The sequence below is a fragment of the Microbacterium stercoris genome, from assembly GCF_017592545.1.
In the GTDB taxonomy this organism is placed as follows: domain Bacteria; phylum Actinomycetota; class Actinomycetes; order Actinomycetales; family Microbacteriaceae; genus Microbacterium; species Microbacterium stercoris.
In genome coordinates, this window is sequence record NZ_JAGFOA010000003.1 from 82837 (window position 1) to 105533 (window position 22697).

The following is a 22697-nucleotide window of genomic DNA, read 5'->3' on the forward strand; positions in this document are numbered from 1 at the left end:
GCCCCCACGCTCTACTCCAACCACACGTTAGGAACCTCAAGTGGCACAGGAAGTGCTCACGGACCTCAAGAAGGTCCGCAACATCGGCATCATGGCGCACATCGATGCCGGTAAGACCACGACGACCGAGCGCATCCTGTTCTACACGGGTGTGAACCACAAGATCGGCGAGACGCACGACGGTGGCGCCACGACCGACTGGATGGAGCAGGAGCAGGAGCGTGGCATCACGATCACGTCCGCTGCTGTGACGTGCTTCTGGGACAAGAACCAGATCAACATCATCGACACCCCCGGTCACGTGGACTTCACCGTCGAGGTCGAGCGCTCGCTGCGCGTCCTCGACGGCGCCGTCGCCGTGTTCGACGGCAAGGAGGGCGTCGAGCCCCAGTCCGAGACCGTGTGGCGTCAGGCCGACAAGTACGACGTCCCCCGCATCTGCTTCGTCAACAAGATGGACAAGCTGGGCGCCGACTTCTACTTCACGGTCGACACCATCGTCAACCGCCTCAAGGCCAAGCCGCTCGTGATCCAGCTGCCCATCGGCGCGGAGAACGACTTCGTGGGCGTCATCGACCTCGTCGAGATGCGCGCGCTCGTGTGGCCCGGCGACGCCAAGGGCGACGTGACCATGGGTGCCAAGTACGAGATCACCGAGATCCCGGCCGACCTCAAGGACAAGGCCGACGAGTACCGTCAGCAGCTCCTCGAGACCGTCGCCGAGTCGGACGACGCGCTGCTCGAGAAGTTCTTCGGCGGCGAGGAGCTCACGGTCGCCGAGATCAAGGCCGGCATCCGCAAGCTCACGATCGCGTCCGAGGTCTACCCGGTCCTCTGCGGCTCGGCGTTCAAGAACCGCGGTGTCCAGCCCATGCTCGACGCCGTCGTCGACTACCTCCCGTCGCCCCTCGACGTGCCCGCCATCGAGGCGCACGACCCGAAGGACGAGGAAGTCATCATCGAGCGTCACGCCGACGCGGCGGAGCCCTTCGCGGCCCTCGCGTTCAAGGTCGTCTCGCACCCCTTCTTCGGTCGCCTCACCTACATCCGCGTGTACTCGGGATCGCTCAGCTCGGGTGAGCAGGTCGTCAACTCGACCAAGGGCAAGAAGGAGCGCATCGGAAAGATCTTCCAGATGCACGCCAACAAGGAGAACCCGGTCGACTCGGTCACCGCGGGTCACATCTACGCGGTCATCGGTCTGAAGGACACGACCACGGGTGACACCCTCTCCGACTCGGCCAACCAGGTCGTCCTCGAGTCGATGACCTTCCCGGAGCCCGTCATCGAGGTCGCCATCGAGCCCAAGACGAAGGCCGACCAGGAGAAGCTGGGTCTCGCGATCCAGAAGCTCGCGGAAGAGGACCCGACGTTCCGCGTCGAGAACAACGCCGAGACCGGTCAGACCGTCATCAAGGGCATGGGCGAGCTGCACCTCGACATCCTGGTCGACCGCATGAAGCGCGAGTTCAAGGTCGAGGCCAACGTCGGCAAGCCGCAGGTGGCCTACCGCGAGACGATCCGCAAGGCCGTCGAGCGTCACGACTACACGCACAAGAAGCAGACCGGTGGTTCGGGTCAGTTCGCGAAGATCCAGTTCGCGATCGAGCCGCTCGAGGTCACGGCCGACAAGACCTACGAGTTCTCCAACGAGGTCACGGGTGGTCGCATCCCGCGCGAGTACATCGAGCCGACCAACCAGGGCTTCCAGGACGCGATGAACACGGGTGTCCTCGCCGGCTACCCGATGGTGGGCATCAAGGCCCGCCTCATCGATGGCGCATCGCACGACGTCGACTCCTCGGAGATGGCGTTCAAGATCGCCGGCTCGATGGGCTTCAAGGAGGCCGTCCGCAAGGCGAACCCGGTCATCCTCGAGCCGCTGATGGCCGTCGAGGTCCGTACTCCCGAGGAGTACATGGGCGACGTCATCGGCGACATCAACTCGCGTCGTGGCCAGATGCAGTCCATGGAGGACGCGCAGGGTGTGAAGGTCATCAAGGCCCTCGTCCCGCTGTCCAGCATGTTCGGCTACATCGGCGACCTGCGCTCGAAGACCTCGGGCCGCGCTGTCTACTCGATGGAGTTCGACAGCTACTCCGAGGTTCCGAAGGCCGTCGCCGACGAGATCATCCAGAAGGGCAAGGGCGAGTAATCGTCCGACCCTGACGGTCTGCCGGGGCCGCAGCGATGCGGCCCCGGCCCCCAGAAAACTTCATATTGAGTCTCCAGTAGACTGAACAACATCCCCGGACAGATCCGGTCGCAATCCAGCGACCGGTGATGATCCATCTACCGTCCTGAGGAGGACCCAGTGGCTAAGGCCAAGTTCGAGCGCACCAAGCCGCACGTGAACATCGGAACGATCGGTCACGTCGACCACGGCAAGACGACGCTCACCGCGGCGATCTCGAAGGTGCTCGCCGACAAGTACCCGTCGGCCACCAACGTTCAGCGCGACTTCGCGTCGATCGACTCGGCTCCCGAGGAGCGTCAGCGCGGTATCACGATCAACATCTCGCACGTCGAGTACGAGACGCCCAAGCGTCACTACGCTCACGTCGACGCCCCGGGTCACGCTGACTACATCAAGAACATGATCACGGGTGCGGCCCAGATGGATGGCGCCATCCTCGTGGTCGCCGCCACCGATGGTCCGATGGCCCAGACCCGCGAGCACGTCCTGCTCGCCAAGCAGGTCGGCGTGCCCTACCTGCTCGTCGCCCTGAACAAGTGCGACATGGTCGACGACGAGGAGATCCTGGAGCTCGTCGAGCTCGAGGTCCGCGAGCTGCTCTCGTCGCAGGGCTTCCCGGGCGACGACGCTCCCGTCGTGCGCGTCTCGGGCTTCCAGGCGCTCCAGGGCGACGAGAAGTGGGTCCAGTCGGTCCTCGACCTCATGGAGGCCGTCGACGAGTCCGTTCCGGACCCGGTGCGTGACCGCGACAAGCCCTTCCTGATGCCGATCGAGGACGTCTTCACGATCACCGGTCGTGGCACCGTCGTCACGGGCCGCGCCGAGCGTGGCACGCTCGCCATCAACTCCGAGGTCGAGATCGTCGGCATCCGCCCGACGCAGAAGACCACGGTCACGGGTATCGAGATGTTCCACAAGCAGCTCGACGAGGCGTGGGCCGGCGAGAACTGCGGTCTCCTGCTTCGTGGTCTGAAGCGTGAGGACGTCGAGCGCGGCCAGGTCATCGTGAAGCCGGGTTCGGTCACCCCGCACACCAACTTCACGGGCACCGCGTACATCCTGTCGAAGGACGAGGGTGGTCGTCACAACCCCTTCTACACGAACTACCGCCCGCAGTTCTACTTCCGCACCACGGACGTCACCGGCGTCATCTCGCTGCCCGAGGGCACCGAGATGGTCATGCCCGGCGACACCACGGACATGACGGTGGAGCTCATCCAGCCCATCGCCATGGAAGAGGGCCTCGGCTTCGCGATCCGTGAGGGTGGCCGCACCGTCGGCGCCGGCACGGTGACCAGCATCATCAAGTAATCATCTGATTACCGCGGAAGCGGGGTCGGGCCTTCGGGTCCGGCCCCGCTTTCGTTTTGCCCGGGAGGTATCAGCCGGATCGCTTCGCGCTCCTGTCGTGCATGTCGGTGATGGAGTGGGGGGAGCCGGGATTCGGGCTCCACGCGCCGGTGCCGCTCACCCGTGTGGGGCGAGCGCCGGTTCAGGGCCCCGCGGTCGCTCTGCGGCTCGCGGGCAAGCGGGTCGTCGATGTGGCAGGCAGCGCGTGCCTGCTGCTGGTGCTGGCGCCGCTGATGCTGGTGCTCGCGCTGATGGTGCACGCGTCGTCGCCGGGGCCGGTGCTCTTCCGTCAGGTGAGGGTGGGGTTCCACGGCCGCGAGTTCGAGATGCTCAAGTTCCGCTCCATGGCGCAGGACGCCGAGGCGCGGCTCGCCGAGCTCCGGACGGCGCGGGACATGGGCAACGAGGTGCTGTTCAAGATGCGCGACGATCCCCGGGTGACGCCGCTGGGTCGCATCCTGCGCCGCTACAGCCTGGACGAGCTGCCGCAGCTGCTGAACGTGCTCGCCGGCAGCATGTCGCTCGTGGGTCCGCGTCCGCCGCTTCCCGGCGAGGTCGACCGCTACGAGGACCACGTGCACCGTCGCTTCCTGGTGAAGCCGGGCATCACGGGGCTCTGGCAGGTGTCGGGGCGCTCGGCGCTGTCCTGGGACGACACGGTGCGCCTCGACCTCACCTACGCGGAGGGATGGACGCTCACGGGCGACGTGTCGATCCTGCTCCGCACCTTCCGTGCGGCCTTCCTGCCCGGAGACACGGTGGCCTGAACGGGCACATCTCTCCCACTCCGTGGGGTTCCCCCGCGTCGGCGCCGGTGCCACAATGACCGGGATGCGTCCCGCCGTGGGGCGCGCTCATCCACCTGAGGGGGCAATCATGGGGCTCGACGATCTCGTCAACCAGGGCAAGGAAGTCTTCGACCAGAACAAGGACAAGCTGCAGGACGCGCTGCAGTCGGCCGAGGCCGAGGGGGTCAGCGACGCCGTCCTCGACAAGGTGGCCGACTTCGCCAAGGGTGTGCTGCCGGACAACCTCGAGGGCAAGGTCGACGAGATCCGCGACAACGTCGACGGCGCCGTCGGCAACGAGTAGATCTCACCCCAGGGCCCTCGCCACGCGGCGGGGGCCCTTTCGCATGCGGCGACGGTCTAAAACGGAACGATTCAGGATCCGGCCAGGTAACAAACAGGTAACGCCCACGCCCTGCCTATGGGATACCCACGGGATCGGCCGGTTCCGCCCAGGAGAGCGGTCCACGGTGGAGAGTCCGCTTTTCGCGGCGGGGGTCACCCGAGGGCCCCCGCGCGAGCGATCGCCACCCGAGGTGCACGCGCGAGCGATGGCGGACATACCCGAACGAAACAACAGGTATGTCGCAGAACCCCGAACTCCGGGGAGCCGGCGAGCAGCCCCTGCTCACGCCGTTCCCCCGTGCCAATCACATCAATCTCCTCCGTCGCGAGCGCTCCAAGCGCCGTGGCCGCGTGCTGACCGGCGCCGCCGTCGCACTCGGTCTTGTGCTGTCGGGCGGTGCGGCGGTCGCCGCCGCCGTGCCCCACCAGGGCCGGGCGGTCACGGTCGCGGCCGAAGACCCCGCCACGCTGGCGCTCGCCAAGAGCGCCCTGGCCGATGCCCAGGCCGCCCTCGACTCCGCTCACGCGAAGGCCGACACCGCGGCCCTGCAGGAGAGCGTCGAGGATCTCGCGGGCGCCGAGCGCATGCCCGCCGTCGTCGTGCAGGGCGAGGTGCGCGAGACCGAGGCCAAGGCCGACGAGGTCGTGGCGCAGACCGCTGCCCTCGTGAAGGCCGACGAGGAGGCTGCCGCGGCCGCCGCCGAGGCGGCGCGCGTCGCCGAGGAGCAGCGCAAGGCGGCCGAGGCCCTCGCCGCCGCGAACACCCCGGGCGGAGCCAAGGCCACCGCGCAGGCCATGGCCGCCGAGCGCTACGGATGGGGTGGCGACCAGTTCGGCTGCCTCGAGAGCCTGTGGACCAAGGAGTCGGGCTGGAACTATCAGGCCTCCAACCCGTCGTCCGGCGCCTACGGCATCCCGCAGTCGCTGCCGGGCAGCAAGATGGCGACGGTCGGCGCCGACTGGCAGACCAACGCCACCACCCAGATCGCCTGGGGACTCGACTACATCCAGCGCGCATACGGCACGCCGTGCGCCGCCTGGGGTCACTCGCAGGCGACCAACTGGTACTGATCCGCGAGCGCGTGACGAGGGCCGGATCCGATCGGATCCGGCCCTCGTCACGCTCTCTGAGAACATGCCCAACGCCCCCTCGAGAACCGCGTGATTCCGCGGGTCTCGGCGCGACACGCCCGGGTTGCCTCATGGCGCTCGGGTAGGGCAGAATAGACAGGTTCCACATTTCCGCGTGCGCTCCGTCAGGAGGACTGCGCGGAATCACTGCGCCGGCAGTGCACAGACCGAGTCTGGGCCGCGGGCAGAAGAACAACAACACACTCCCACCTCGCAGAGGCTTCTCTGCGCGCGTGGGCTGACATGTGAACACGGGTCGATGAGATCCAGCCCGAAGGGTTTCCGGAGGGTCAGTGCGTCCAATGCCCCAGAGGTAAGACGCCTTAAGAGAGTGAGCAGCAAATGGCGGGACAGAAGATCCGCATTCGCCTGAAGTCGTATGACCACGAGGTCATCGACTCGTCGGCGCGCAAGATCGTCGAGACGGTCACCCGTGCCGGCGCCTCGGTTGTCGGCCCCGTGCCGCTTCCGACCGAGAAGAACGTGGTCGCCGTGATCCGTTCGCCCCACAAGTACAAGGACAGCCGCGAGCACTTCGAGATGCGCACCCACAAGCGCCTCATCGACATCGTGGACCCGACGCCGAAGGCCGTCGACTCGCTTATGCGTCTCGACCTCCCGGCGGACGTCAACATCGAGATCAAGCTCTGAGGCGGGGATCGACATGGTTGACATCAACTCCAAGGTCTCCAAGGGCCTCCTGGGCACCAAGCTCGGCATGACGCAGGTCTGGAACGAGTCCGGCAAGCTGATCCCCGTCACGGTGATCGAGCTGGCGCCGAACGTCGTCACGCAGATCCGCACCGCCGAGGTCGATGGCTACGCCGCCATCCAGATCGCCGCTGGTGCGATCGACCCGCGCAAGGTCAACAAGCCCCTCTCGGGCCACTTCGAGGCTGCGGGCGTCACGCCCCGTCGTCACCTCGCTGAGATCCGCACCGCCGACGCGTCCTCGTACGCGCTCGGTCAGGAGCTCACGGTGGACGGCACCTTCGAGGCCGGCCAGCTCGTCGACGTCGTCGGCACGAGCAAGGGTAAGGGCACCGCGGGTGTCATGAAGCGTCACAACTTCAAGGGCGTCTCGGCTTCGCACGGTGCGCACCGCAACCACCGCAAGCCCGGTTCGATCGGCGCCTCGTCGACCCCGAGCCGCGTCTTCAAGGGCATGCGCATGGCCGGCCGTATGGGCGCCGAGCGCGTGACCGTCCTCAACCTCACGGTTCACGCCGTCGACGCCGAGAAGGGTCTGCTGCTCGTCAAGGGCGCCGTCCCCGGCGCGCGCGGTCGCACCGTGTACGTCCGCAACGCAGTGAAGGGGGCCTGAGTTAGATGGCTGACTCGACTCTCGCTCTGGACGTCCTCGGCATCGATGGCAAGAAGGCCGGCTCTGTCGAGCTGCCCGCCTCGGTGTTCGACGTCAAGACGAACATCCCGCTGATCCACCAGGTCGTCGTCGCGCAGCTCGCTGCCGCGCGCCAGGGCACGCACTCGACCAAGCGTCGTGGCGAGGTCTCCGGTGCAGGTCGCAAGCCCTTCAAGCAGAAGGGCACGGGTAACGCCCGTCAGGGTTCGATCCGTGCGCCGCACATGACCGGCGGTGGCATCGTCCACGGCCCGAAGCCGCGCGACTACTCGCAGCGCACCCCCAAGAAGATGATCGCCGCCGCCCTCGCGGGTGCGCTGAGCGACCGCTTCCGCGGTGACCGCCTGCACGTCGTCGAGTCCTTCGGTGTCGCCGAGCCCTCGACCAAGGCCGCTGCGTCGTTCCTCGCGACCGTCGCTCCGACCAAGAACGTGCTCGTCGTGCTCGACCGCGAGGACGACTTCGGCTACCTGAGCGTCCGCAACCTCGGTTACGTGCACGTCCTCATGGCCGACCAGCTGAACGCCTACGACGTGCTCGTCTCGGACGACATCGTCTTCACCAAGGCCGCCATCGACGCGTTCATCGCGACGAAGGCCGGCGCCACTGAGGAGGTCTCCGCATGACCGCCGTCCAGAAGGACCCGCGCGACGTCATCCTGAAGCCGGTCGTCTCGGAGAAGAGCTACGGACTGATCGACGAGGGCAAGTACACGTTCATCGTGGACCCCCGCTCGAACAAGACCGAGATCAAGCTCGCGATCGAGAAGATCTTCAACGTCCAGGTGGCTTCGGTCAACACGATCAACCGCGTCGGCAAGGCCCGTCGCACCCGCTTCGGCATCGGCAAGCGCAAGGACACCAAGCGCGCCATCGTGACGCTCAAGTCGGGCACCATCGACATCTTCACGGCAGTCGGCTGACGGTCGGGAAGGAAGAGAGAACATGGCTATTCGCAACTACAAGCCCACGACCCCCGGTCGCCGCGGCTCGTCGGTGTCTGACTTCGCCGAGATCACCCGATCGACGCCCGAGAAGTCGCTGCTCCGTCCGCTGTCCAAGACCGGTGGCCGCAACAACCAGGGCCGCATCACGACGCGTCACATCGGTGGTGGCCACAAGCGCCAGTACCGCGTGATCGACTTCCGTCGCAACGACAAGGACGGCGTCGACGCCAAGGTCGCTCACATCGAGTACGACCCCAACCGCACCGCGCGCATCGCGCTGCTCCACTACGTGGACGGCACGAAGCGCTACATCCTCGCGCCGAACAAGCTCCAGCAGGGCGATGTCGTCGAGTCGGGTGCCGGCGCGGACATCAAGCCGGGCAACAACCTGCCGCTGAAGAACATCCCCACGGGTACCGTCATCCACGCGATCGAGCTCCGTCCCGGTGGCGGCGCGAAGATGGCTCGTTCGGCGGGCGCCTCGGTGCGTCTCGTCGCGAAGGACGGCCCCTACGCCCAGCTGCGTCTCCCCTCGGGTGAGGTCCGCAACGTGGACGCGCGCTGCCGCGCGACGATCGGCGAGGTCGGCAACGCCGAGCAGTCGAACATCAACTGGGGCAAGGCCGGCCGTAACCGCTGGAAGGGCATCCGCCCGACCGTCCGCGGTGTCGCCATGAACCCGGTCGACCACCCGCACGGTGGTGGTGAGGGCAAGACCTCCGGTGGACGTCACCCCGTGACGCCGTGGGGTCAGGCTGAGGGCCGCACCCGTCACGCCAACAAGGAAAGCGACAAGCTCATCGTGCGTCGCCGTAACGCCGGCAAGAAGCGCAAGTAGGAGTAAAGAAGATGCCCCGCAGTCTGAAGAAGGGCCCCTTCGTCGACGAGCACCTGCTTCGCAAGGTCGTCTCGCAGAACGAAGCCGGCACCAAGAACGTCATCAAGACGTGGTCGCGCCGCTCGATGATCATCCCCGCCATGCTGGGTCACACCATCGCCGTGCACGACGGTCGCAAGCACATCCCCGTGTTCGTCACGGAGACGCTTGTCGGTCACAAGCTGGGCGAGTTCGCGCCCACCCGCACCTTCCGCGGTCACGTGAAGGACGACAAGAAGGGCCGTCGCCGCTAAGGCGACTGAGGAGGAGAGAGAAATGGTGGAGTCCATCGCACGTGTGCGACACATCCGCGTGACCCCTCAGAAGGCTCGTCGCGTCGTCGCCCTCATCAAGGGCAAGCAGGCTCAGGAGGCCCTGGCCATCCTGAAGTTCGCGCCGCAGTCGGCTTCCGAGCCGATCTACAAGCTGGTCGCTTCGGCGATCGCCAACGCGTCGGTCAAGGCCGACAAGGACGGCGAGTCGTTCGATGAGACGGACCTGTTCGTCAAGAACGCGTTCGTCGACGAGGGCACGACGCTGAAGCGTTTCCAGCCCCGCGCCCAGGGCCGCGCGTTCCAGATCAAGAAGCGCACGAGCCACATCACGGTCGTGCTCTCGACGCCGGAGGTCGCGCAGACCGCCGGTGCCGACAAGAAGAAGGCGAGCAACTAATGGGTCAGAAGGTCAACCCGTACGGCTTCCGCCTCGGCATCACCACGGACCACGTCTCGCGTTGGTTCGCCGACTCGACGAAGCCGGGTCAGCGTTACGCCGACTACGTGGCCGAGGACATCAAGATCCGCAAGCTGCTGCAGACGAACCTCGACCGTGCCGGCGTCAGCCGCATCGAGATCGAGCGCACTCGCGACCGCGTCCGCGTCGACATTCACACCGCCCGTCCGGGCATCGTGATCGGTCGTCGTGGTGCGGAGGCCGAGCGCATCCGCGGCGAGCTCGAGAAGCTCACCGGCAAGCAGATCCAGCTGAACATCCTCGAGGTCAAGAACCCCGAGGCCGACGCTCAGCTCGTCGCCCAGGGCGTCGCCGAGCAGCTCTCCGCCCGCGTGGCCTTCCGCCGCGCGATGCGCAAGGGTCTGCAGGGCGCCCAGCGCGCCGGCGCCAAGGGCATCCGCATCCAGGTCTCGGGCCGCCTCGGCGGCGCGGAGATGTCGCGTTCGGAGTTCTACCGCGAGGGTCGTGTGCCGCTGCACACGCTGCGCGCGAACATCGACTACGGCTTCTACGAGGCCAAGACCACCTTCGGCCGCATCGGCGTGAAGGTCTGGATCTACAAGGGTGACCTCACCAACAAGGAACTCGCGCGCGAGCAGGCCAACATGAAGCCCGCCCGTGACCGCGACCGTGGCGGCCGTCGTGGCCCGCGTCGTGACGACGCGGCGACCCCGGTGGCGGAAGGAGCTTCGGCGTAATGCTCATCCCCCGCAAGGTCAAGTACCGCAAGCAGCACCACCCCAAGCGCGATGGTGCCGCGACCGGTGGCACGAAGGTGTCGTTCGGTGAGTTCGGCATCCAGGCCCTGACGCCCGCTTACGTGACCAACCGTCAGATCGAGTCCGCTCGTATCGCCATGACGCGTCACATCAAGCGTGGTGGAAAGGTGTGGATCAACATCTACCCGGACCGCCCCCTCACGAAGAAGCCCGCCGAAACCCGCATGGGTTCGGGTAAGGGTTCGCCCGAGTGGTGGGTCGCCAACGTCAAGCCGGGTCGCGTCCTCTTCGAGGTCGCGGGCGTGAACGAGCAGCTCGCTCGTGAGGCCCTCACCCGAGCAATCCACAAGCTGCCCCTGAAGGCACGCATCATCAAGCGCGAGGAGGGCGACGCGTAATGGCGATCGGCACCAAGGAGCTCGCTCCGAGCGAGCTCGACACGTTCGAGGACACCCGCCTCGTCGAGGAGCTGCGTAAGGCGAAGGAAGAGCTGTTCAACCTGCGCTTCCAGTCGGCCACCGGTCAGCTCGAGAGCCACGGCCGCATCCGCGCCGTGAAGCGCGACATCGCGCGGCTCTACACCGTGATCCGTGAGCGCGAGCTCGGCATCCGTGCCACGCCCGCTCCGGTCGAGGCCAAGGCCAAGAAGGCCAAGGCGAAGAAGGCTGCCGAGGAGACTCCGGCTGCTGAGGGAGAGGCTGAGTAATGGCCGCTGACAAGAAGGCTGTGGAGCACGCCGAGCACGACGTGCGCGATGCCGAGGCCCGTGGTTACCGCAAGTCGGCCCGCGGCTACGTCGTGAGCGACAAGATGGACAAGACGATCGTCGTCGAGGTCGAGGACCGCGTTAAGCACCCCCTCTACGGCAAGGTCATCCGTCGCACGAGCAAGCTCAAGGCGCACGACGAGAACAACGCCGCCGGCATCGGCGACCTCGTTCTCATCAACGAGACCCGTCCGCTGAGCGCCACGAAGCGCTGGCGCCTGGTTGAGATCCTGGAGAAGGCCAAGTGATCCAGACTGAGTCCCGCCTCAAGGTCGCCGACAACACCGGCGCCAAGGAGCTGCTCACGATCCGTGTCCTCGGTGGTTCGAACCGCCGTTACGCCGGTATCGGCGACACGATCGTCGCGACCGTCAAGGACGCGATCCCGGGCGGCAACGTCAAGAAGGGCGACGTGGTCAAGGCCGTCGTCGTCCGCACCGTCAAGCAGGTTCGCCGCGCCGACGGTTCGTACATCAAGTTCGACGAGAACGCCGCCGTGATCCTGAAGAACGACGGGGAGCCCCGTGGCACCCGTATCTTCGGCCCGGTCGGCCGCGAGCTTCGTGACCGCAAGTTCATGAAGATCGTCTCGCTCGCCCCGGAGGTGCTGTAACTCATGGCCGCGAAGATCAAGAAGGGTGACCTGGTCCAGGTCATCACCGGTGCCAAGGCCGACCGTGGTGGAGACCGCGGCAAGCAGGGCAAGGTCCTCGAGGTCATCGAGGGTCAGCGCGTGATCGTCGAGGGCGTGAACTTCGTCAAGAAGCACACCCGCGTCGGTCAGTCGCAGCGCGGCACCAAGACCGGTGGCATCGAGACCGTCGAGGCCCCCATCCACATTTCCAACGTCGCGCTCGTCGACCCCTCGACCAAGAAGCCCACTCGCGTCGGCTTCCGCGTCGAGGAGCAGGTCAAGGACGGCGTCAAGAAGACTGTGCGCGTTCGCTACGCGAAGCAGTCGGGTAAGGACATCTGACCGTGAGCACGATTGACGCGCAGGCTGGCAAAATCCAGCCGCGCCTGAAGCAGGTCTACCTCAACGAGATCCGCAAGGGTCTGCAGGACGAGTTCTCGTACGCGAACGTCATGCAGATCCCCGGCATCGTCAAGGTCGTCGTCAACACGGGTGTCGGCGAGGCTGCTCGCGACTCCAAGGTGATCGACGGTGCGGTCGCCGACCTCATCGCGATCACGGGTCAGAAGCCCGTCGTCACCAAGGCGAAGAAGTCGATCGCGCAGTTCAAGCTGCGCGAGGGCCAGGCCATCGGCGCGCACGTCACCCTCCGCGGTGACCGCGCGTGGGAGTTCCTGGACCGCCTGATCTCGCTCGCCCTGCCCCGAATCCGCGACTTCCGCGGTCTCTCGGACAAGCAGTTCGACGGCAACGGCAACTACACCTTCGGTCTCCAGGAGCAGTCCGTGTTCCACGAGATCAACCAGGACAAGATCGACCGCGTCCGCGGTTTCGACATCACCGTCGTCACCACGGCCAAGACGGACGCGGAGGGTCGCGCGCTGCTGAAGGCGCTCGGCTTCCCGTTCCGCGGGGCCGACGACCAGGCCTGATCCGGGTCCGGCCCTGCGGCTTCGGGCGCAGGGCTGGTTCTCAGGTCGGTCTGCGGTAAGATCGAGCGTTTGTGTTCGCCGCCGGTCGGGGGATTCGTCCTCCGGCCGGCGGCGCCACGAACGGCCCACAACTGAATATGGATCATTCAGGAAGGTCGTCTGTCGTGTAACGGCAGCCGAAACCTCATGAAAAAAGGACTAGTCATATGACGATGACAGACCCGGTCGCAGACATGCTGACCCGTCTGCGCAACGCGAACTCGGCGCACCACGACACTGTGTCGCTGCCGTCGAGCAAGCTGAAGACGCACATCGCGGAGATCCTCAAGCTCGAGGGTTACATCGCGGCGTGGGAGGAGACCGACGCTCGTGTCGGCAAGACCCTCACCCTGACGCTCAAGTACGGCCCGAACCGTGAGCGCTCCATCGCCGGCATCAAGCGCGTGTCGAAGCCCGGTCTCCGCGTGTACGCGAAGTCGACCGAGCTGCCCAAGGTCCTCGGTGGCCTCGGTGTCGCGATCCTGTCCACCTCCTCCGGTCTCCTCACGGACCGTCAGGCCGAGCAGAAGGGCGTGGGCGGAGAAGTTCTCGCCTACGTTTGGTGATCCTTCATGTCGCGTATTGGACGTCTTCCCATTGACATCCCCGCCGGCGTCACTGTGACGGTCGACGGGCAGCAGGTCACCGTGAAGGGCGCGAAGGGCGAGCTCTCGCTCACCGTCGCCAGCCCCATCGAGGTCAAGGTCGAGGAGAACCAGGTTCTCGTCACCCGTCCGGACGACGAGCGCGCTTCGCGTTCGCTGCACGGTCTGACCCGCACGCTGATCAACAACAACATCATCGGCGTGACCGCCGGCTACACCAAGGGCCTCGAGGTCGTGGGTACCGGTTACCGCGTGCAGCAGAAGGGCACGGGCGTGGAGTTCGCGCTCGGCTTCTCGCACCCCGTCGTGGTCGAGGCTCCGGCCGGCATCACGTTCACGGTCGAGGGCAACAACAAGCTGACGGTGTCGGGTATCGACAAGCAGGCCGTCGGCGAGGTCGCCGCCAACATCCGCAAGATCCGCAAGCCTGAGCCGTACAAGGGCAAGGGTGTCCGCTACGCGGGCGAGGTCGTGCGTCGCAAGGCCGGAAAGGCTGGTAAGTAATCATGGCTGTGAAGTCGAAGTCCGCGCAGCGTTCGCGCCGCCACGCTCGCCTTCGCAAGAAGGTCGTCGGCACCGAGGTCCGTCCTCGTCTCGTCGTGACCCGTTCGGCCCGCCACGTCTTCGTGCAGCTGGTCGACGACTCGAAGGGCCACACCGTGGCCTCCGCCTCGACGCTCGAGACCGAGCTGCGCTCGCTCGAGGGTGACAAGACGGCCAAGGCCCGCAAGGTCGGCGAGCTCCTCGCCGAGCGCGCGAAGGCCGCCGGCTTCGTCGACGTCGTGTTCGACCGCGGCGGCAACCGCTACGCCGGTCGCGTCGCGGCGATCGCCGAGGGCGCCCGTGAGGGAGGCCTGAACCTGTGAGTGACATCAAGGAGACCGAAGTGACCACCGAGGCCCCCGAGGCCGGCGCCGAGCAGGCGCAGACCGAGCAGCGCAACGAGCGCGGCGGCCGTGGTGGCCGTGGCGACCGCAACCAGGGTCGCGGCGGTCGTGACCGCAACGACCGCGGTGCGGACAACCAGTTCCTCGAGCGCGTCGTCACGATCAACCGCGTGTCGAAGGTCGTGAAGGGTGGTCGTCGCTTCAGCTTCACCGCTCTCGTGGTCGTCGGCGACGGCAACGGCGTGGTCGGTGTCGGCTACGGCAAGGCCCGCGAGGTCCCGCTGGCGATCTCGAAGGGCGTCGAGGACGCGAAGCGCAACTTCTTCCGCGTTCCCCGTTCCGCCTCGACCATCCCGCACCCGGTTCAGGGCGAGGCCGCTGCCGGCGTCGTGCTGCTCCGTCCGGCTGCTGCCGGTACCGGTGTTATCGCCGGTGGTCCCGTCCGCGCGGTCCTCGAGTGCGCGGGCATCCACGACGTGCTGTCGAAGTCGCTCGGCTCGTCGAACACGATCAACATCGTGCACGCGACCGTCGAGGCGCTGAAGTCGCTTGAGGAGCCCCGTGCGGTCGCCGCGCGTCGTGGCCTCGAGTTCGACCAGGTCGCCCCGGCTCGTCTCGTGCGTGCGGAGGCCGAGGCCGCCGCTGCTGCGAAGGCTGGTGCGTAATGGCTGCTCGTCTGAAGGTGACGCAGGTCAAGTCCAAGGTGAGCGAGAAGCAGAACCAGCGCGACACGCTGCGTTCGCTGGGCCTCAAGCGGATCGGCGACTCGGTCGTCCGTCCCGATGACGCTCAGACCCGCGGCTACGTCCGCACGGTCGCTCACCTCGTGAATGTTGAGGAGATCGACTGATGGCTGAGAAGAAGGCCGCGGCCGCCAAGGCCGAGAAGACCGCCGTCGAGGCCAAGCGTCCCGGCGTGCTGAAGGTTCACCACCTGCGTCCGACCCCGGGCGCCAACACCGCGAAGACCCGTGTGGGTCGCGGTGAGGGCTCCAAGGGAAAGACCGCTGGTCGAGGCACCAAGGGCACGAAGGCGCGTTACAGCGTCCGCCCCGGCTTCGAGGGTGGCCAGATGCCGCTGCACATGCGCACGCCGAAGCTGCGCGGCTTCAAGAACCCGTTCCGCGTCGAGTACCAGGTCGTGAACCTGGACAAGCTCGCGGAGCTGTACCCCCAGGGTGGCGACGTGACCGTCGCCGACCTCGTCGCCAAGGGCGCCGTCCGCAAGAACGAGAAGGTCAAGGTGCTCGGCAACGGCGAGATCTCCGTGGCCCTGACCGTCTCGGTGGACAAGGTCTCGAGCTCGGCTGAGCAGAAGATCACGGCCGCCGGCGGCAGCATCAAGTAATCCGCTGACGCGGAGCACAGGCCCGGGAGCAACCGCTCCCGGGCCTTTGCGTTAGCCTTGAGGTCTGCCTGCCATCGGCAGTCAGCTCAATATCCAGGAGGCACGTCCTTGTTCAGCGCCATCGCGCGGATCTTCCGCACGCCTGACCTGCGTCGGAAGATCGGCTTCACGCTCGCCATCATCGCGATCTATCGCTTCGGTGCGCACGTGCCGGCTCCGTTCGTGAACTTCCCGAACGTGCAGGACTGCATCAGCGCCACCTCCGGCACCGACGGTCTGCTCTCGCTCGTGAACCTGTTCTCGGGTGGTGCGCTCCTGCAGCTCTCGATCTTCGCCCTGGGTGTGATGCCCTACATCACGGCGACGATCATCACCCAGCTTCTGCGCGTGGTCATCCCGCACTTCGAGACCCTCTACAAGGAGGGCCAGGCGGGCCAGGCCAAGCTCACGCAGTACACGCGCTACCTGACGATCGCGCTGGCGCTGCTCCAGTCGACGACGCTCGTCACGGTGGCCCGCACGGGTCAGCTCTTCGGCACCACCGGTGTCGCCTCCTGCAACCAGCTGCTCGTCAACGACGCGTGGTGGGCGCAGCTGCTGATGATCATCACGATGACCGCCGGCACCGGCCTCATCATGTGGTTCGCCGAGCTGGTCACCGAGCGCGGCATCGGCAACGGCATGTCGCTGCTCATCTTCACCTCGATCGCGGCGACCTTCCCCGCGGCGATGGGCGCCATCCTCGCCGCCCGCGGTGTCGAGATCTTCCTGCTCGTGCTCGCCGTCGGCATCGTCGTCGTGGCGCTCGTGGTGTACGTCGAGCAGTCGCAGCGGCGCATCCCCGTGCAGTACGCCAAGCGCATGGTCGGCCGCCGCACCTACGGCGGCACCAACACCTACATCCCGATCAAGGTGAACACCGCGGGTGTGGTGCCCGTCATCTTCGCCTCGTCGCTGCTGTACATCCCGGCCCTGGTTGCGCAGTTCAACACTCCGCAGGACTCGGCCCCGCCCGCCTGGGTGCAGTGGATCTCGCAGTACCTCACGACGGGCGACCACCCGCTCTACATGGCGCTGTACTTCCTCCTCATCATCGGCTTCACGTACTTCTACGTCGCGATCACGTTCAACCCCGTCGAGGTCGCCGACAACATGAAGAAGTACGGCGGATTCATCCCGGGCATCCGCGCGGGTCGTCCGACGGCCGAGTACCTCGACTACGTCCTGACGCGCATCACGCTTCCGGGCTCGGTCTACCTGGGTCTCATCGCCCTCATCCCGCTCATCGCCCTGGCGACGGTGGGCGCCAACCAGAACTTCCCGTTCGGCGGCGCCTCGATCCTGATCATCGTCGGCGTCGGCCTCGAGACGGTCAAGCAGATCGACGCGCAGCTGCAGCAGCGCCACTACGAAGGACTCCTCCGATGACCGCACGTCTTCTCATCGTCGGCCCCCAGGGCTCGGGCAAGGGCACGCAGGGCGTGCGCATCGCGGAGGCCTTCGGCATCCCCGCCATCTCGACCGGCGACATCTTCCGCGCCAACATCTCCGAGGGCACCGAGCTCGGCGTCAAGGTCAAGGCCATCATCGACTCGGGTGACCTCGTCTCCGACGAGGTCACCAGCGAGCTCGTGCGCGACCGCCTCGCGCAGGACGACGCCGCGCAGGGCTTCCTGCTCGACGGCTACCCCCGCAACGTGGCGCAGGTCGGCCACCTCGACGAGTTCCTCGCCGGTCGCGGCGAGGCCCTCGACGTCGTGATCGAGCTCGACGTGCCGCGCGAGGAGTCGATCTCGCGCATCGCCCAGCGCGCCGCCGAGCAGGGCCGCGACGACGACAACGAGGAGGCTATCGCGCGCCGCCTCGACATCTACGAGCGCGAGACCGCCCCGATCCTCGATGTGTTCCGCGAGCGCGGCATCGTCGCTCCGGTCGACGGCGTGGGCTCGCTCGACGAGATCACGGAGCGCATCATCGCCGCCCTCGAGGCGCGCGGCATCGAGCGCGTCGCAGTCTGATCCGCGACACCGGCAAATGGCGATCTTCCGCAAGTCGATCTACAAGACCCCCGCGCAGCTGCGCGCGATGGTCGAGCCCGGCCTCATCACGGCGGCGGCCCTCGAGGCCGTGCGTCCGCTGATCAAGCCCGGCGTGACGCCGCTGCAGCTCGACGCCGAAGCCAACCGTGTCATCACCGAGCGGGGCGCGCACTCGAACTTCCAGCTGGTGCGCGGCTACCGCCACACCATCTGCGCCTCCGTCAACGAGGCCGTGGTCCACGGCATCCCGTCGGATGTGCCGCTGCAGCCCGGCGACATCATCTCGATCGACTGCGGCGCCGAGACGGCCGATGGCTGGAACGGCGACTCGGCAATCACCGTGGTCGTGCCCGATCCGGATCGTCCCGACATCGTCGCGCAGCGCGAGGAGCTCTCGCGCGTGACCGAGGGATCGATGTGGGCGGGCATCGCCGCGCTCGCGTCCTCGAAGCGCCTCGGCGAGGTGGGCGACGCGATCCAGTCGTACATCGAGGCCAATCCGCTCTCGTACACGGGCGAGCCGGCCGGCATCCTGCGTGAGTACGTCGGGCACGGCATCGGCCGTAAGATGCACGAGGCGCCGTCGATCTTCAACTACCGCACGGCCGATCAGGGCGCCGAGATCAAGCCGGGCCTTGCGGTCTGCATCGAGCCGATGATGACGAGCGGATCCGACGAGACCTTCGTCGAGGACGACGACTGGACCGTCTCCACGGTCGACGGATCGATGGGCTCTCACTGGGAGCACAGCATCGCCGTGCACGCTGATGGCATCTGGGTGCTCACCGCACCCGACGGCGGTGCGGCCGGCCTCGCGCCGTTCGGCGTGGTGCCGGTGCCGATCGCCTGACCTCACACGCACGAAATGGGAGCGCACGCATGAACGGCACGGGCAAGACCAACTGGGTGGCTATCTGGATCTCGGTGGCCGTTGTCGTCGTGCTGGTCGCGATCGGCGGCGTGGTCGTCTGGATGAACAACCAGGCGACCGGCCCCGGCACTGCTCCCCAGGCCGACATCGTCAACGAGAAGACGGGCGCGATCGCGATCGGCGACGACGACGCCGACAACGTGCTCGACGAGTACGTCGACTTCATGTGCCCGATCTGCGGGCAGTACTTCGACATGTACGGCGAGACCGTGCAGGGTCTGGTGGACTCGGGCGATCTGAAGCTCAACCTGCACCCGATCTCGATCCTGGATCGCTACTCGCAGGGCACGAAGTACTCCACGCGCGCCGCCAACGCGATGTACTGCGTCGCCGACGACTCCGAGGATGCGGTGCTGCCCTTCCTCGAGCTTCTCTTCGCGAACCAGCCGGAGGAGCAGAGCGAGGGCCTCACCGACGCGAAGCTCGCCGAGCTGGCCAGCCAGGCCGGCGCCGATGGCGCGGCCTCCTGCATCGAGGACGGCACCTACAAGCGCTTCGTCACCGCGATCACCGAGAAGACCCCGGTGCAGCCCGGTCAGGCGGGCATCGGCACGCCGACCGTGCTGCTGAACGACGAGTTCGTCACGCTGAGCGGCGACCCCCAGAAGGACATCGTCGACCAGCTGCGCTGAGGTCGCGCGTCGCGCGCTGACAGCTCGCCGAGAGCGACACGCCGAGCTTGCCGACACGCCCGAAGACGCATAACATAGACCTTTGGTGCATTGCGCCTGATTTCGGCGTGTCGCCTGATCAGGCCGTCCGCACCGAAACCCCACTCACCGCAGACCTTCCGGCCTGCCTAAGCAAAGCGAGTCTATGGCGAAGAAAGACGGTGTCATCGAGATCGAGGGTGTGATCACCGAGGCGCTGCCCAACGCGATGTTCCGCGTTGAGCTCACCAACGGTCACAAGGTCCTCGCAACGATCTCGGGCAAGATGCGCCAGAACTACATCCGCATCATCCCCGAGGACCGCGTGGTCGTCGAGCTCAGCCCGTACGACCTCACCCGCGGCCGCATCGTCTACCGCTACCGCTGACCCGCCTAGCCGGCACCCGCCGGTGGGAAAGTAACGGCCGCGCCCTGCGCGGTACGAAGACAGCGAAAGAAGCACCATGAAGGTCAACCCCTCCGTCAAGCCGATCTGCGACCACTGCAAGGTGATCCGCCGCCACGGCCGCGTGATGGTCATCTGCAAGAGCAACCCGCGCCACAAGCAGCGCCAGGGCTGATCCTGCATCGACTCGCTTCGCTCGGTCGCCGAGCGGAGAAGGTCGGGACGCACAACTCAACAGATAACGGCAGGATCAGATCCCGCTTCCGTGAGGAGGCGGGGGACACCTCGGGGTGAGGCCCGGGCACCGATCCTGCTCCATACCTCAACAACACTCAGGAGAACCGCATGGCACGTCTTGCCGGCGTCGACATCCCGCGCGACAAGCGCGTGGTGATCGCACTCACGTACATCTACGGCATCGGCCGCACCCGCTCGGTCGAGGTGCTCGCTGCCACGGGCATCAGCCACGACATCCGCGTCAAGGACCTCACCGACGACCAGCTCGTCGCGCTCCGCGACCACATCGAGGGCACCTACAAGGTCGAGGGTGACCTGCGTCGCGAGGTCGCCGCAGACATCCGCCGCAAGGTCGAGATCGGCTCCTACGAGGGCCTCCGCCACCGCAAGGGCCTCCCGGTCCGCGGTCAGCGCACCAAGACCAACGCCCGTACCCGCAAGGGCCCGAAGCGCACGGTCGCCGGTAAGAAGAAGGCGCGCTAAGCGCGGGGTTTAGGAGAACACCATGGCTGCACCCAAGTCCGCCGCGCGCAAGCCGCGCCGCAAGGAGAAGAAGAACATCGCTGTGGGCCAGGCCCACATCAAGTCGACGTTCAACAACACCATCGTCTCGATCACGGACCCCTCGGGCGCCGTCATCAGCTGGACCTCGGCTGGTGGCGTGGGCTTCAAGGGCTCGCGCAAGTCGACGCCGTACGCCGCCGGCATGGCCGCCGAGTCGGCCGCCCGCCAGGCGCAGGAGCACGGCGTCAAGAAGGTCGACGTCTTCGTGAAGGGTCCGGGCTCGGGCCGCGAGACCGCGATCCGCTCGCTGCAGGCCGCCGGCCTCGAGGTCGGCTCGATCCAGGACGTGACGCCGCAGGCCCACAACGGCTGCCGTCCGCCGAAGCGCCGCCGCGTCTGACGTGATTCCGCTGGGGTGCAGGTCCGAGAGGATCCTGCGCCCCGGCGTCTCGTCGTCTCTCGGCCGCCTCGTCGGTCAGCCTGACAACTGAAGACCTATCAACAGCACGTGTCATATAGCGGGCACGTGATCGAAAGGAACAACCAGTGCTCATTGCACAGCGTCCCACCCTCACCGAGGAGAAGATCTCGGAGTTCCGCAGCCGTTTCGTGGTCGAGCCCCTCGAGCCCGGCTTCGGCTACACCATCGGCAACGCGCTGCGCCGCAGCCTGCTCTCGTCGATCCCCGGTGCTGCGGTCACGAGCATCCGCATCGACGGCGTCCTGCACGAGTTCAGCACGATCCCCGGTGTCAAGGAGGATGTCACCGAGATCATCCTGAACATCAAGCAGCTCGTGGTCTCGAGCGAGCGCGACGAGCCCATCACCGCGTACCTGCGCAAGACGGGCGCCGGCGAGGTCACGGCCGCTGACATCTCGGCTCCGGCCGGTGTCGAGGTCCACAACCCCGAGCTGGTCATCGCGACGCTGAACGACACGGCGAAGTTCGAGCTGGAGCTCACGATCGAGCGCGGTCGCGGCTACGTCTCGGCCGTGCAGAACCGCAACGAGTACGCCGAGGCCGGTCAGATTCCGATCGACTCGATCTACTCGCCCGTTCTCAAGGTCAGCTACCGCGTCGAGGCGACTCGTGCCGGTGAGCGCACCGACTTCGACAAGCTCGTCCTCGACGTCGAGTCGAAGCCGTCGATCGCCCCGCGCGACGCCGTCGCGTCGGCCGGTCGCACGCTGGTCGAGCTGTTCGGTCTCGCGCGCGAGCTGAACGTCGAGGCCGAGGGCATCGAGATCGGCCCGGCGCCGGTCGAGACCGTCCTTTCGAACGAGCTGTCGATGCCGATCGAGGACCTCGACCTGTCGGTCCGCTCGTACAACTGCCTCAAGCGCGAGGGGATCAACACGGTCTCCGAGCTGGTCGCCCTTTCGGAGACGCAGCTCATGAACATCCGCAACTTCGGTCAGAAGTCGGTCGACGAGGTGCGCGACAAGCTCGTGTCCCTCGGTCTGTCGCTCAAGGACTCGGTGCCCGGTTTCGACGGCACCGGCTTCTACGGCGGCTACGACGACGAGTCGCTCTGATCAACTTCTGAACCAACTCCTGGAGTAACTAGAAATGCCTAAGCCCACGAAGGGTGCCCGCCTCGGCGGCGGCCCCGCCCACGAGCGTCTGCTTCTCGCGAACCTCGCCGCCTCGGTGATCGAGCACAAGTCGATCCGCACGACCGAGACGAAGGCCAAGCGCGTCCGTCCGCTCGTCGAGCGTCTCATCACGAAGGCCAAGCGCGGCGACCTGCACGCCCGCCGCCAGGTTCTCTCGACGCTCGGCGGCAGCGCCAAGTCGAAGGAGATCGCCTACATCCTCTTCGAGCAGGTCGCTCCGCTCGTCGCCGAGCGCGAGGGTGGCTACACGCGCATCACCAAGGTCGGCAACCGCAAGGGCGACAACGCCCCCATGGCCGTGATCGAGCTCGTTCTCGAGCCCGTGCAGCCGAAGGCCAAGAAGGCCGCCCCGGCCAAGGCCGAGGCCCCCAAGGCCGAGGAGCCCGCCGAGGTCGTCGAGGAGGCTCCGGTCGAGGAGACCGCCGAGACCCCCGCCGCGGAGACCGAGGTCGTCGAGGAGGCCGCTGAGGCCCCCGCCGAGGACGAGGCCAAGTAAGCCTCTCTCTTCCACGCAGAAGGCCCCCTGCTTCGGCAGGGGGCCTTCTCGCGTCTCGGGCGGGCGCACCGCAGCCCCCCCCCCCCCCCCCCCCCCCCCCCCCCCCCCGGGGCCCCCCCCCCCCCCCCCGCCGGGGGGGGGTGTCAGAACAACCCCCCC

At 66.8% G+C, this 22697-nt stretch carries 34 protein-coding genes and 1 pseudogene; all 35 read left to right on the forward strand.

What is annotated here, in order from left to right; all coding sequences use genetic code 11:
• Positions 1-40 precede the first annotated feature (40 nt).
• The 35 genes and pseudogenes from fusA to rplQ all read left to right on the forward strand — a co-directional run bounded on the left by fusA (position 41) and on the right by rplQ (position 22538).
• The gene (fusA, locus tag J5V96_RS08105; protein ID WP_208502621.1) at positions 41-2155 is read left to right on the forward strand and encodes an elongation factor G; all 2115 of its coding nucleotides are present in this window, start codon (positions 41-43) and stop codon (positions 2153-2155) included.
• 159 nt (positions 2156-2314) lie between these two features.
• Positions 2315-3508, forward strand: a complete 1194-nt coding sequence (gene tuf, locus J5V96_RS08110; protein ID WP_208502623.1) for an elongation factor Tu — start codon at positions 2315-2317, stop codon at positions 3506-3508.
• Positions 3509-3723: 215 nt separating this feature from the next.
• Positions 3724-4314, forward strand: a pseudogene (locus J5V96_RS08115) (sugar transferase); the annotation flags it as partial.
• A gap of 109 nt (positions 4315-4423) precedes the next feature.
• The gene (locus tag J5V96_RS08120) at positions 4424-4639 is read left to right on the forward strand and encodes an Rv0909 family putative TA system antitoxin (RefSeq protein ID WP_208502625.1); all 216 of its coding nucleotides are present in this window, start codon (positions 4424-4426) and stop codon (positions 4637-4639) included.
• A 278-nt stretch (positions 4640-4917) separates the two neighbouring features.
• Positions 4918-5751: an aggregation-promoting factor C-terminal-like domain-containing protein gene (locus J5V96_RS08125; protein WP_236014670.1), complete on the forward strand. Its 834-nt coding sequence runs from the start codon at positions 4918-4920 to the stop codon at positions 5749-5751.
• 402 nt (positions 5752-6153) lie between these two features.
• Positions 6154-6462 (forward strand): 30S ribosomal protein S10, encoded by a 309-nt coding sequence (gene rpsJ / locus J5V96_RS08130; RefSeq protein ID WP_208502627.1) that lies wholly within the window; start codon positions 6154-6156, stop codon positions 6460-6462.
• Positions 6463-6475: 13 nt separating this feature from the next.
• Entirely contained in the window at positions 6476-7135 is a 660-nt protein-coding gene (gene rplC / locus J5V96_RS08135) for a 50S ribosomal protein L3 (RefSeq protein WP_208502629.1), read from the forward strand.
• Positions 7136-7140: 5 nt separating this feature from the next.
• Entirely contained in the window at positions 7141-7800 is a 660-nt protein-coding gene (gene rplD, locus J5V96_RS08140; protein ID WP_208502631.1) for a 50S ribosomal protein L4, read from the forward strand.
• A complete protein-coding gene (gene rplW / locus J5V96_RS08145; RefSeq protein ID WP_208502633.1) occupies positions 7797-8096 on the forward strand; it encodes a 50S ribosomal protein L23 in 300 nt (99 codons plus the stop codon). The genes rplD and rplW overlap by 4 nt, the downstream gene beginning before the upstream one ends.
• A gap of 22 nt (positions 8097-8118) precedes the next feature.
• Positions 8119-8958 (forward strand): 50S ribosomal protein L2, encoded by an 840-nt coding sequence (gene rplB, locus J5V96_RS08150; protein ID WP_208502635.1) that lies wholly within the window; start codon positions 8119-8121, stop codon positions 8956-8958.
• Between the two features lie 11 nt (positions 8959-8969).
• The gene (rpsS, locus tag J5V96_RS08155) at positions 8970-9251 is read left to right on the forward strand and encodes a 30S ribosomal protein S19 (RefSeq protein WP_208502637.1); all 282 of its coding nucleotides are present in this window, start codon (positions 8970-8972) and stop codon (positions 9249-9251) included.
• A gap of 22 nt (positions 9252-9273) precedes the next feature.
• Complete coding sequence (rplV, locus tag J5V96_RS08160; RefSeq protein ID WP_208502639.1) at positions 9274-9669, forward strand: 50S ribosomal protein L22; 396 nt, start codon at positions 9274-9276, stop codon at positions 9667-9669.
• Positions 9669-10427, forward strand: a complete 759-nt coding sequence (rpsC, locus tag J5V96_RS08165; RefSeq protein ID WP_208502641.1) for a 30S ribosomal protein S3 — start codon at positions 9669-9671, stop codon at positions 10425-10427. Before rplV ends, rpsC begins: the two co-directional genes overlap by 1 nt.
• Positions 10427-10846: a 50S ribosomal protein L16 gene (gene rplP / locus J5V96_RS08170; protein WP_055992161.1), complete on the forward strand. Its 420-nt coding sequence runs from the start codon at positions 10427-10429 to the stop codon at positions 10844-10846. The genes rpsC and rplP overlap by 1 nt, the downstream gene beginning before the upstream one ends.
• Complete coding sequence (gene rpmC, locus J5V96_RS17015) at positions 10846-11154, forward strand: 50S ribosomal protein L29 (protein WP_208502643.1); 309 nt, start codon at positions 10846-10848, stop codon at positions 11152-11154. The genes rplP and rpmC overlap by 1 nt, the downstream gene beginning before the upstream one ends.
• Entirely contained in the window at positions 11154-11462 is a 309-nt protein-coding gene (rpsQ, locus tag J5V96_RS08180) for a 30S ribosomal protein S17 (RefSeq protein WP_208502645.1), read from the forward strand. The genes rpmC and rpsQ overlap by 1 nt, the downstream gene beginning before the upstream one ends.
• Positions 11459-11827, forward strand: a complete 369-nt coding sequence (gene rplN, locus J5V96_RS08185) for a 50S ribosomal protein L14 (RefSeq protein WP_208502647.1) — start codon at positions 11459-11461, stop codon at positions 11825-11827. The genes rpsQ and rplN overlap by 4 nt, the downstream gene beginning before the upstream one ends.
• Before the next feature lie 3 nt (positions 11828-11830).
• Complete coding sequence (gene rplX, locus J5V96_RS08190; protein WP_208502649.1) at positions 11831-12190, forward strand: 50S ribosomal protein L24; 360 nt, start codon at positions 11831-11833, stop codon at positions 12188-12190.
• A gap of 2 nt (positions 12191-12192) precedes the next feature.
• On the forward strand, positions 12193-12780 hold the full coding sequence (gene rplE / locus J5V96_RS08195; RefSeq protein WP_208502651.1) for a 50S ribosomal protein L5: 588 nt from the start codon (positions 12193-12195) through the stop codon (positions 12778-12780).
• Positions 12781-12986: 206 nt separating this feature from the next.
• Entirely contained in the window at positions 12987-13385 is a 399-nt protein-coding gene (gene rpsH, locus J5V96_RS08200) for a 30S ribosomal protein S8 (protein ID WP_208502653.1), read from the forward strand.
• Positions 13386-13391: 6 nt separating this feature from the next.
• Positions 13392-13928: a 50S ribosomal protein L6 gene (gene rplF, locus J5V96_RS08205; protein ID WP_208502655.1), complete on the forward strand. Its 537-nt coding sequence runs from the start codon at positions 13392-13394 to the stop codon at positions 13926-13928.
• 2 nt (positions 13929-13930) lie between these two features.
• Entirely contained in the window at positions 13931-14290 is a 360-nt protein-coding gene (gene rplR, locus J5V96_RS08210) for a 50S ribosomal protein L18 (protein ID WP_208502657.1), read from the forward strand.
• A gap of 20 nt (positions 14291-14310) precedes the next feature.
• Positions 14311-14976: a 30S ribosomal protein S5 gene (rpsE, locus tag J5V96_RS17250; RefSeq protein ID WP_307793564.1), complete on the forward strand. Its 666-nt coding sequence runs from the start codon at positions 14311-14313 to the stop codon at positions 14974-14976.
• The gene (gene rpmD / locus J5V96_RS08220) at positions 14976-15161 is read left to right on the forward strand and encodes a 50S ribosomal protein L30 (RefSeq protein ID WP_203136327.1); all 186 of its coding nucleotides are present in this window, start codon (positions 14976-14978) and stop codon (positions 15159-15161) included. The genes rpsE and rpmD overlap by 1 nt, the downstream gene beginning before the upstream one ends.
• The gene (gene rplO / locus J5V96_RS08225; RefSeq protein WP_208502662.1) at positions 15161-15658 is read left to right on the forward strand and encodes a 50S ribosomal protein L15; all 498 of its coding nucleotides are present in this window, start codon (positions 15161-15163) and stop codon (positions 15656-15658) included. Before rpmD ends, rplO begins: the two co-directional genes overlap by 1 nt.
• 108 nt (positions 15659-15766) lie before the next feature.
• Complete coding sequence (secY, locus tag J5V96_RS08230; protein WP_208502664.1) at positions 15767-17086, forward strand: preprotein translocase subunit SecY; 1320 nt, start codon at positions 15767-15769, stop codon at positions 17084-17086.
• Positions 17083-17676 carry an adenylate kinase gene (locus J5V96_RS08235; RefSeq protein WP_208502666.1) on the forward strand — a complete coding sequence of 198 codons (594 nt, stop codon included), beginning with the start codon at positions 17083-17085 and terminating at the stop codon, positions 17674-17676. Before secY ends, J5V96_RS08235 begins: the two co-directional genes overlap by 4 nt.
• A 16-nt stretch (positions 17677-17692) precedes the next feature.
• Complete coding sequence (gene map / locus J5V96_RS08240) at positions 17693-18547, forward strand: type I methionyl aminopeptidase (RefSeq protein WP_208502668.1); 855 nt, start codon at positions 17693-17695, stop codon at positions 18545-18547.
• A 29-nt stretch (positions 18548-18576) separates the two neighbouring features.
• Entirely contained in the window at positions 18577-19260 is a 684-nt protein-coding gene (locus J5V96_RS08245) for a DsbA family protein (protein WP_208502670.1), read from the forward strand.
• 184 nt (positions 19261-19444) lie between these two features.
• Positions 19445-19666: a translation initiation factor IF-1 gene (gene infA, locus J5V96_RS08250; RefSeq protein ID WP_055992200.1), complete on the forward strand. Its 222-nt coding sequence runs from the start codon at positions 19445-19447 to the stop codon at positions 19664-19666.
• 76 nt (positions 19667-19742) lie between these two features.
• Positions 19743-19859 (forward strand): 50S ribosomal protein L36, encoded by a 117-nt coding sequence (rpmJ, locus tag J5V96_RS08255; RefSeq protein WP_005050492.1) that lies wholly within the window; start codon positions 19743-19745, stop codon positions 19857-19859.
• A 170-nt stretch (positions 19860-20029) separates the two neighbouring features.
• The gene (gene rpsM / locus J5V96_RS08260; RefSeq protein ID WP_208502672.1) at positions 20030-20404 is read left to right on the forward strand and encodes a 30S ribosomal protein S13; all 375 of its coding nucleotides are present in this window, start codon (positions 20030-20032) and stop codon (positions 20402-20404) included.
• 22 nt (positions 20405-20426) lie between these two features.
• A complete protein-coding gene (gene rpsK, locus J5V96_RS08265; RefSeq protein ID WP_208502674.1) occupies positions 20427-20825 on the forward strand; it encodes a 30S ribosomal protein S11 in 399 nt (132 codons plus the stop codon).
• A gap of 146 nt (positions 20826-20971) precedes the next feature.
• Entirely contained in the window at positions 20972-21961 is a 990-nt protein-coding gene (locus tag J5V96_RS08270; protein WP_208502676.1) for a DNA-directed RNA polymerase subunit alpha, read from the forward strand.
• A gap of 34 nt (positions 21962-21995) precedes the next feature.
• Positions 21996-22538 (forward strand): 50S ribosomal protein L17, encoded by a 543-nt coding sequence (gene rplQ, locus J5V96_RS08275; RefSeq protein WP_208502678.1) that lies wholly within the window; start codon positions 21996-21998, stop codon positions 22536-22538.
• The last annotated feature ends 159 nt before the right edge of the window (positions 22539-22697 follow it).

What these genes read in the sequence shown, in the direction of transcription:
- infA (WP_055992200.1), top strand. Translation starts at nt 19,445, where the DNA reads ATGGCGAAGAAAGACGGTGTCATCGAGATCGAGGGTGTGATCACCGAG.
- J5V96_RS08235 (WP_208502666.1), top strand. Translation starts at nt 17,083, where the DNA reads ATGACCGCACGTCTTCTCATCGTCGGCCCCCAGGGCTCGGGCAAGGGC.
- rpsM (WP_208502672.1), top strand. Translation starts at nt 20,030, where the DNA reads ATGGCACGTCTTGCCGGCGTCGACATCCCGCGCGACAAGCGCGTGGTG.
- rplF (WP_208502655.1), top strand. Translation starts at nt 13,392, where the DNA reads ATGTCGCGTATTGGACGTCTTCCCATTGACATCCCCGCCGGCGTCACT.
- rplV (WP_208502639.1), top strand. Translation starts at nt 9,274, where the DNA reads ATGGTGGAGTCCATCGCACGTGTGCGACACATCCGCGTGACCCCTCAG.
- rplB (WP_208502635.1), top strand. Translation starts at nt 8,119, where the DNA reads ATGGCTATTCGCAACTACAAGCCCACGACCCCCGGTCGCCGCGGCTCG.
- rplP (WP_055992161.1), top strand. Translation starts at nt 10,427, where the DNA reads ATGCTCATCCCCCGCAAGGTCAAGTACCGCAAGCAGCACCACCCCAAG.
- rplO (WP_208502662.1), top strand. Translation starts at nt 15,161, where the DNA reads ATGGCTGAGAAGAAGGCCGCGGCCGCCAAGGCCGAGAAGACCGCCGTC.
- rplQ (WP_208502678.1), top strand. Translation starts at nt 21,996, where the DNA reads ATGCCTAAGCCCACGAAGGGTGCCCGCCTCGGCGGCGGCCCCGCCCAC.
- rpmD (WP_203136327.1), top strand. Translation starts at nt 14,976, where the DNA reads ATGGCTGCTCGTCTGAAGGTGACGCAGGTCAAGTCCAAGGTGAGCGAG.
- rpsQ (WP_208502645.1), top strand. Translation starts at nt 11,154, where the DNA reads ATGGCCGCTGACAAGAAGGCTGTGGAGCACGCCGAGCACGACGTGCGC.
- rpsS (WP_208502637.1), top strand. Translation starts at nt 8,970, where the DNA reads ATGCCCCGCAGTCTGAAGAAGGGCCCCTTCGTCGACGAGCACCTGCTT.
- J5V96_RS08245 (WP_208502670.1), top strand. Translation starts at nt 18,577, where the DNA reads ATGAACGGCACGGGCAAGACCAACTGGGTGGCTATCTGGATCTCGGTG.
- J5V96_RS08125 (WP_236014670.1), top strand. Translation starts at nt 4,918, where the DNA reads ATGTCGCAGAACCCCGAACTCCGGGGAGCCGGCGAGCAGCCCCTGCTC.
- rplW (WP_208502633.1), top strand. Translation starts at nt 7,797, where the DNA reads ATGACCGCCGTCCAGAAGGACCCGCGCGACGTCATCCTGAAGCCGGTC.
- rpmC (WP_208502643.1), top strand. Translation starts at nt 10,846, where the DNA reads ATGGCGATCGGCACCAAGGAGCTCGCTCCGAGCGAGCTCGACACGTTC.
- rpsK (WP_208502674.1), top strand. Translation starts at nt 20,427, where the DNA reads ATGGCTGCACCCAAGTCCGCCGCGCGCAAGCCGCGCCGCAAGGAGAAG.
- rpsH (WP_208502653.1), top strand. Translation starts at nt 12,987, where the DNA reads ATGACGATGACAGACCCGGTCGCAGACATGCTGACCCGTCTGCGCAAC.
- rpsJ (WP_208502627.1), top strand. Translation starts at nt 6,154, where the DNA reads ATGGCGGGACAGAAGATCCGCATTCGCCTGAAGTCGTATGACCACGAG.
- rpmJ (WP_005050492.1), top strand. Translation starts at nt 19,743, where the DNA reads ATGAAGGTCAACCCCTCCGTCAAGCCGATCTGCGACCACTGCAAGGTG.
- map (WP_208502668.1), top strand. Translation starts at nt 17,693, where the DNA reads ATGGCGATCTTCCGCAAGTCGATCTACAAGACCCCCGCGCAGCTGCGC.
- rpsC (WP_208502641.1), top strand. Translation starts at nt 9,669, where the DNA reads ATGGGTCAGAAGGTCAACCCGTACGGCTTCCGCCTCGGCATCACCACG.
- rplC (WP_208502629.1), top strand. Translation starts at nt 6,476, where the DNA reads ATGGTTGACATCAACTCCAAGGTCTCCAAGGGCCTCCTGGGCACCAAG.
- rplX (WP_208502649.1), top strand. Translation starts at nt 11,831, where the DNA reads ATGGCCGCGAAGATCAAGAAGGGTGACCTGGTCCAGGTCATCACCGGT.
- rplD (WP_208502631.1), top strand. Translation starts at nt 7,141, where the DNA reads ATGGCTGACTCGACTCTCGCTCTGGACGTCCTCGGCATCGATGGCAAG.
- rplR (WP_208502657.1), top strand. Translation starts at nt 13,931, where the DNA reads ATGGCTGTGAAGTCGAAGTCCGCGCAGCGTTCGCGCCGCCACGCTCGC.
- J5V96_RS08120 (WP_208502625.1), top strand. Translation starts at nt 4,424, where the DNA reads ATGGGGCTCGACGATCTCGTCAACCAGGGCAAGGAAGTCTTCGACCAG.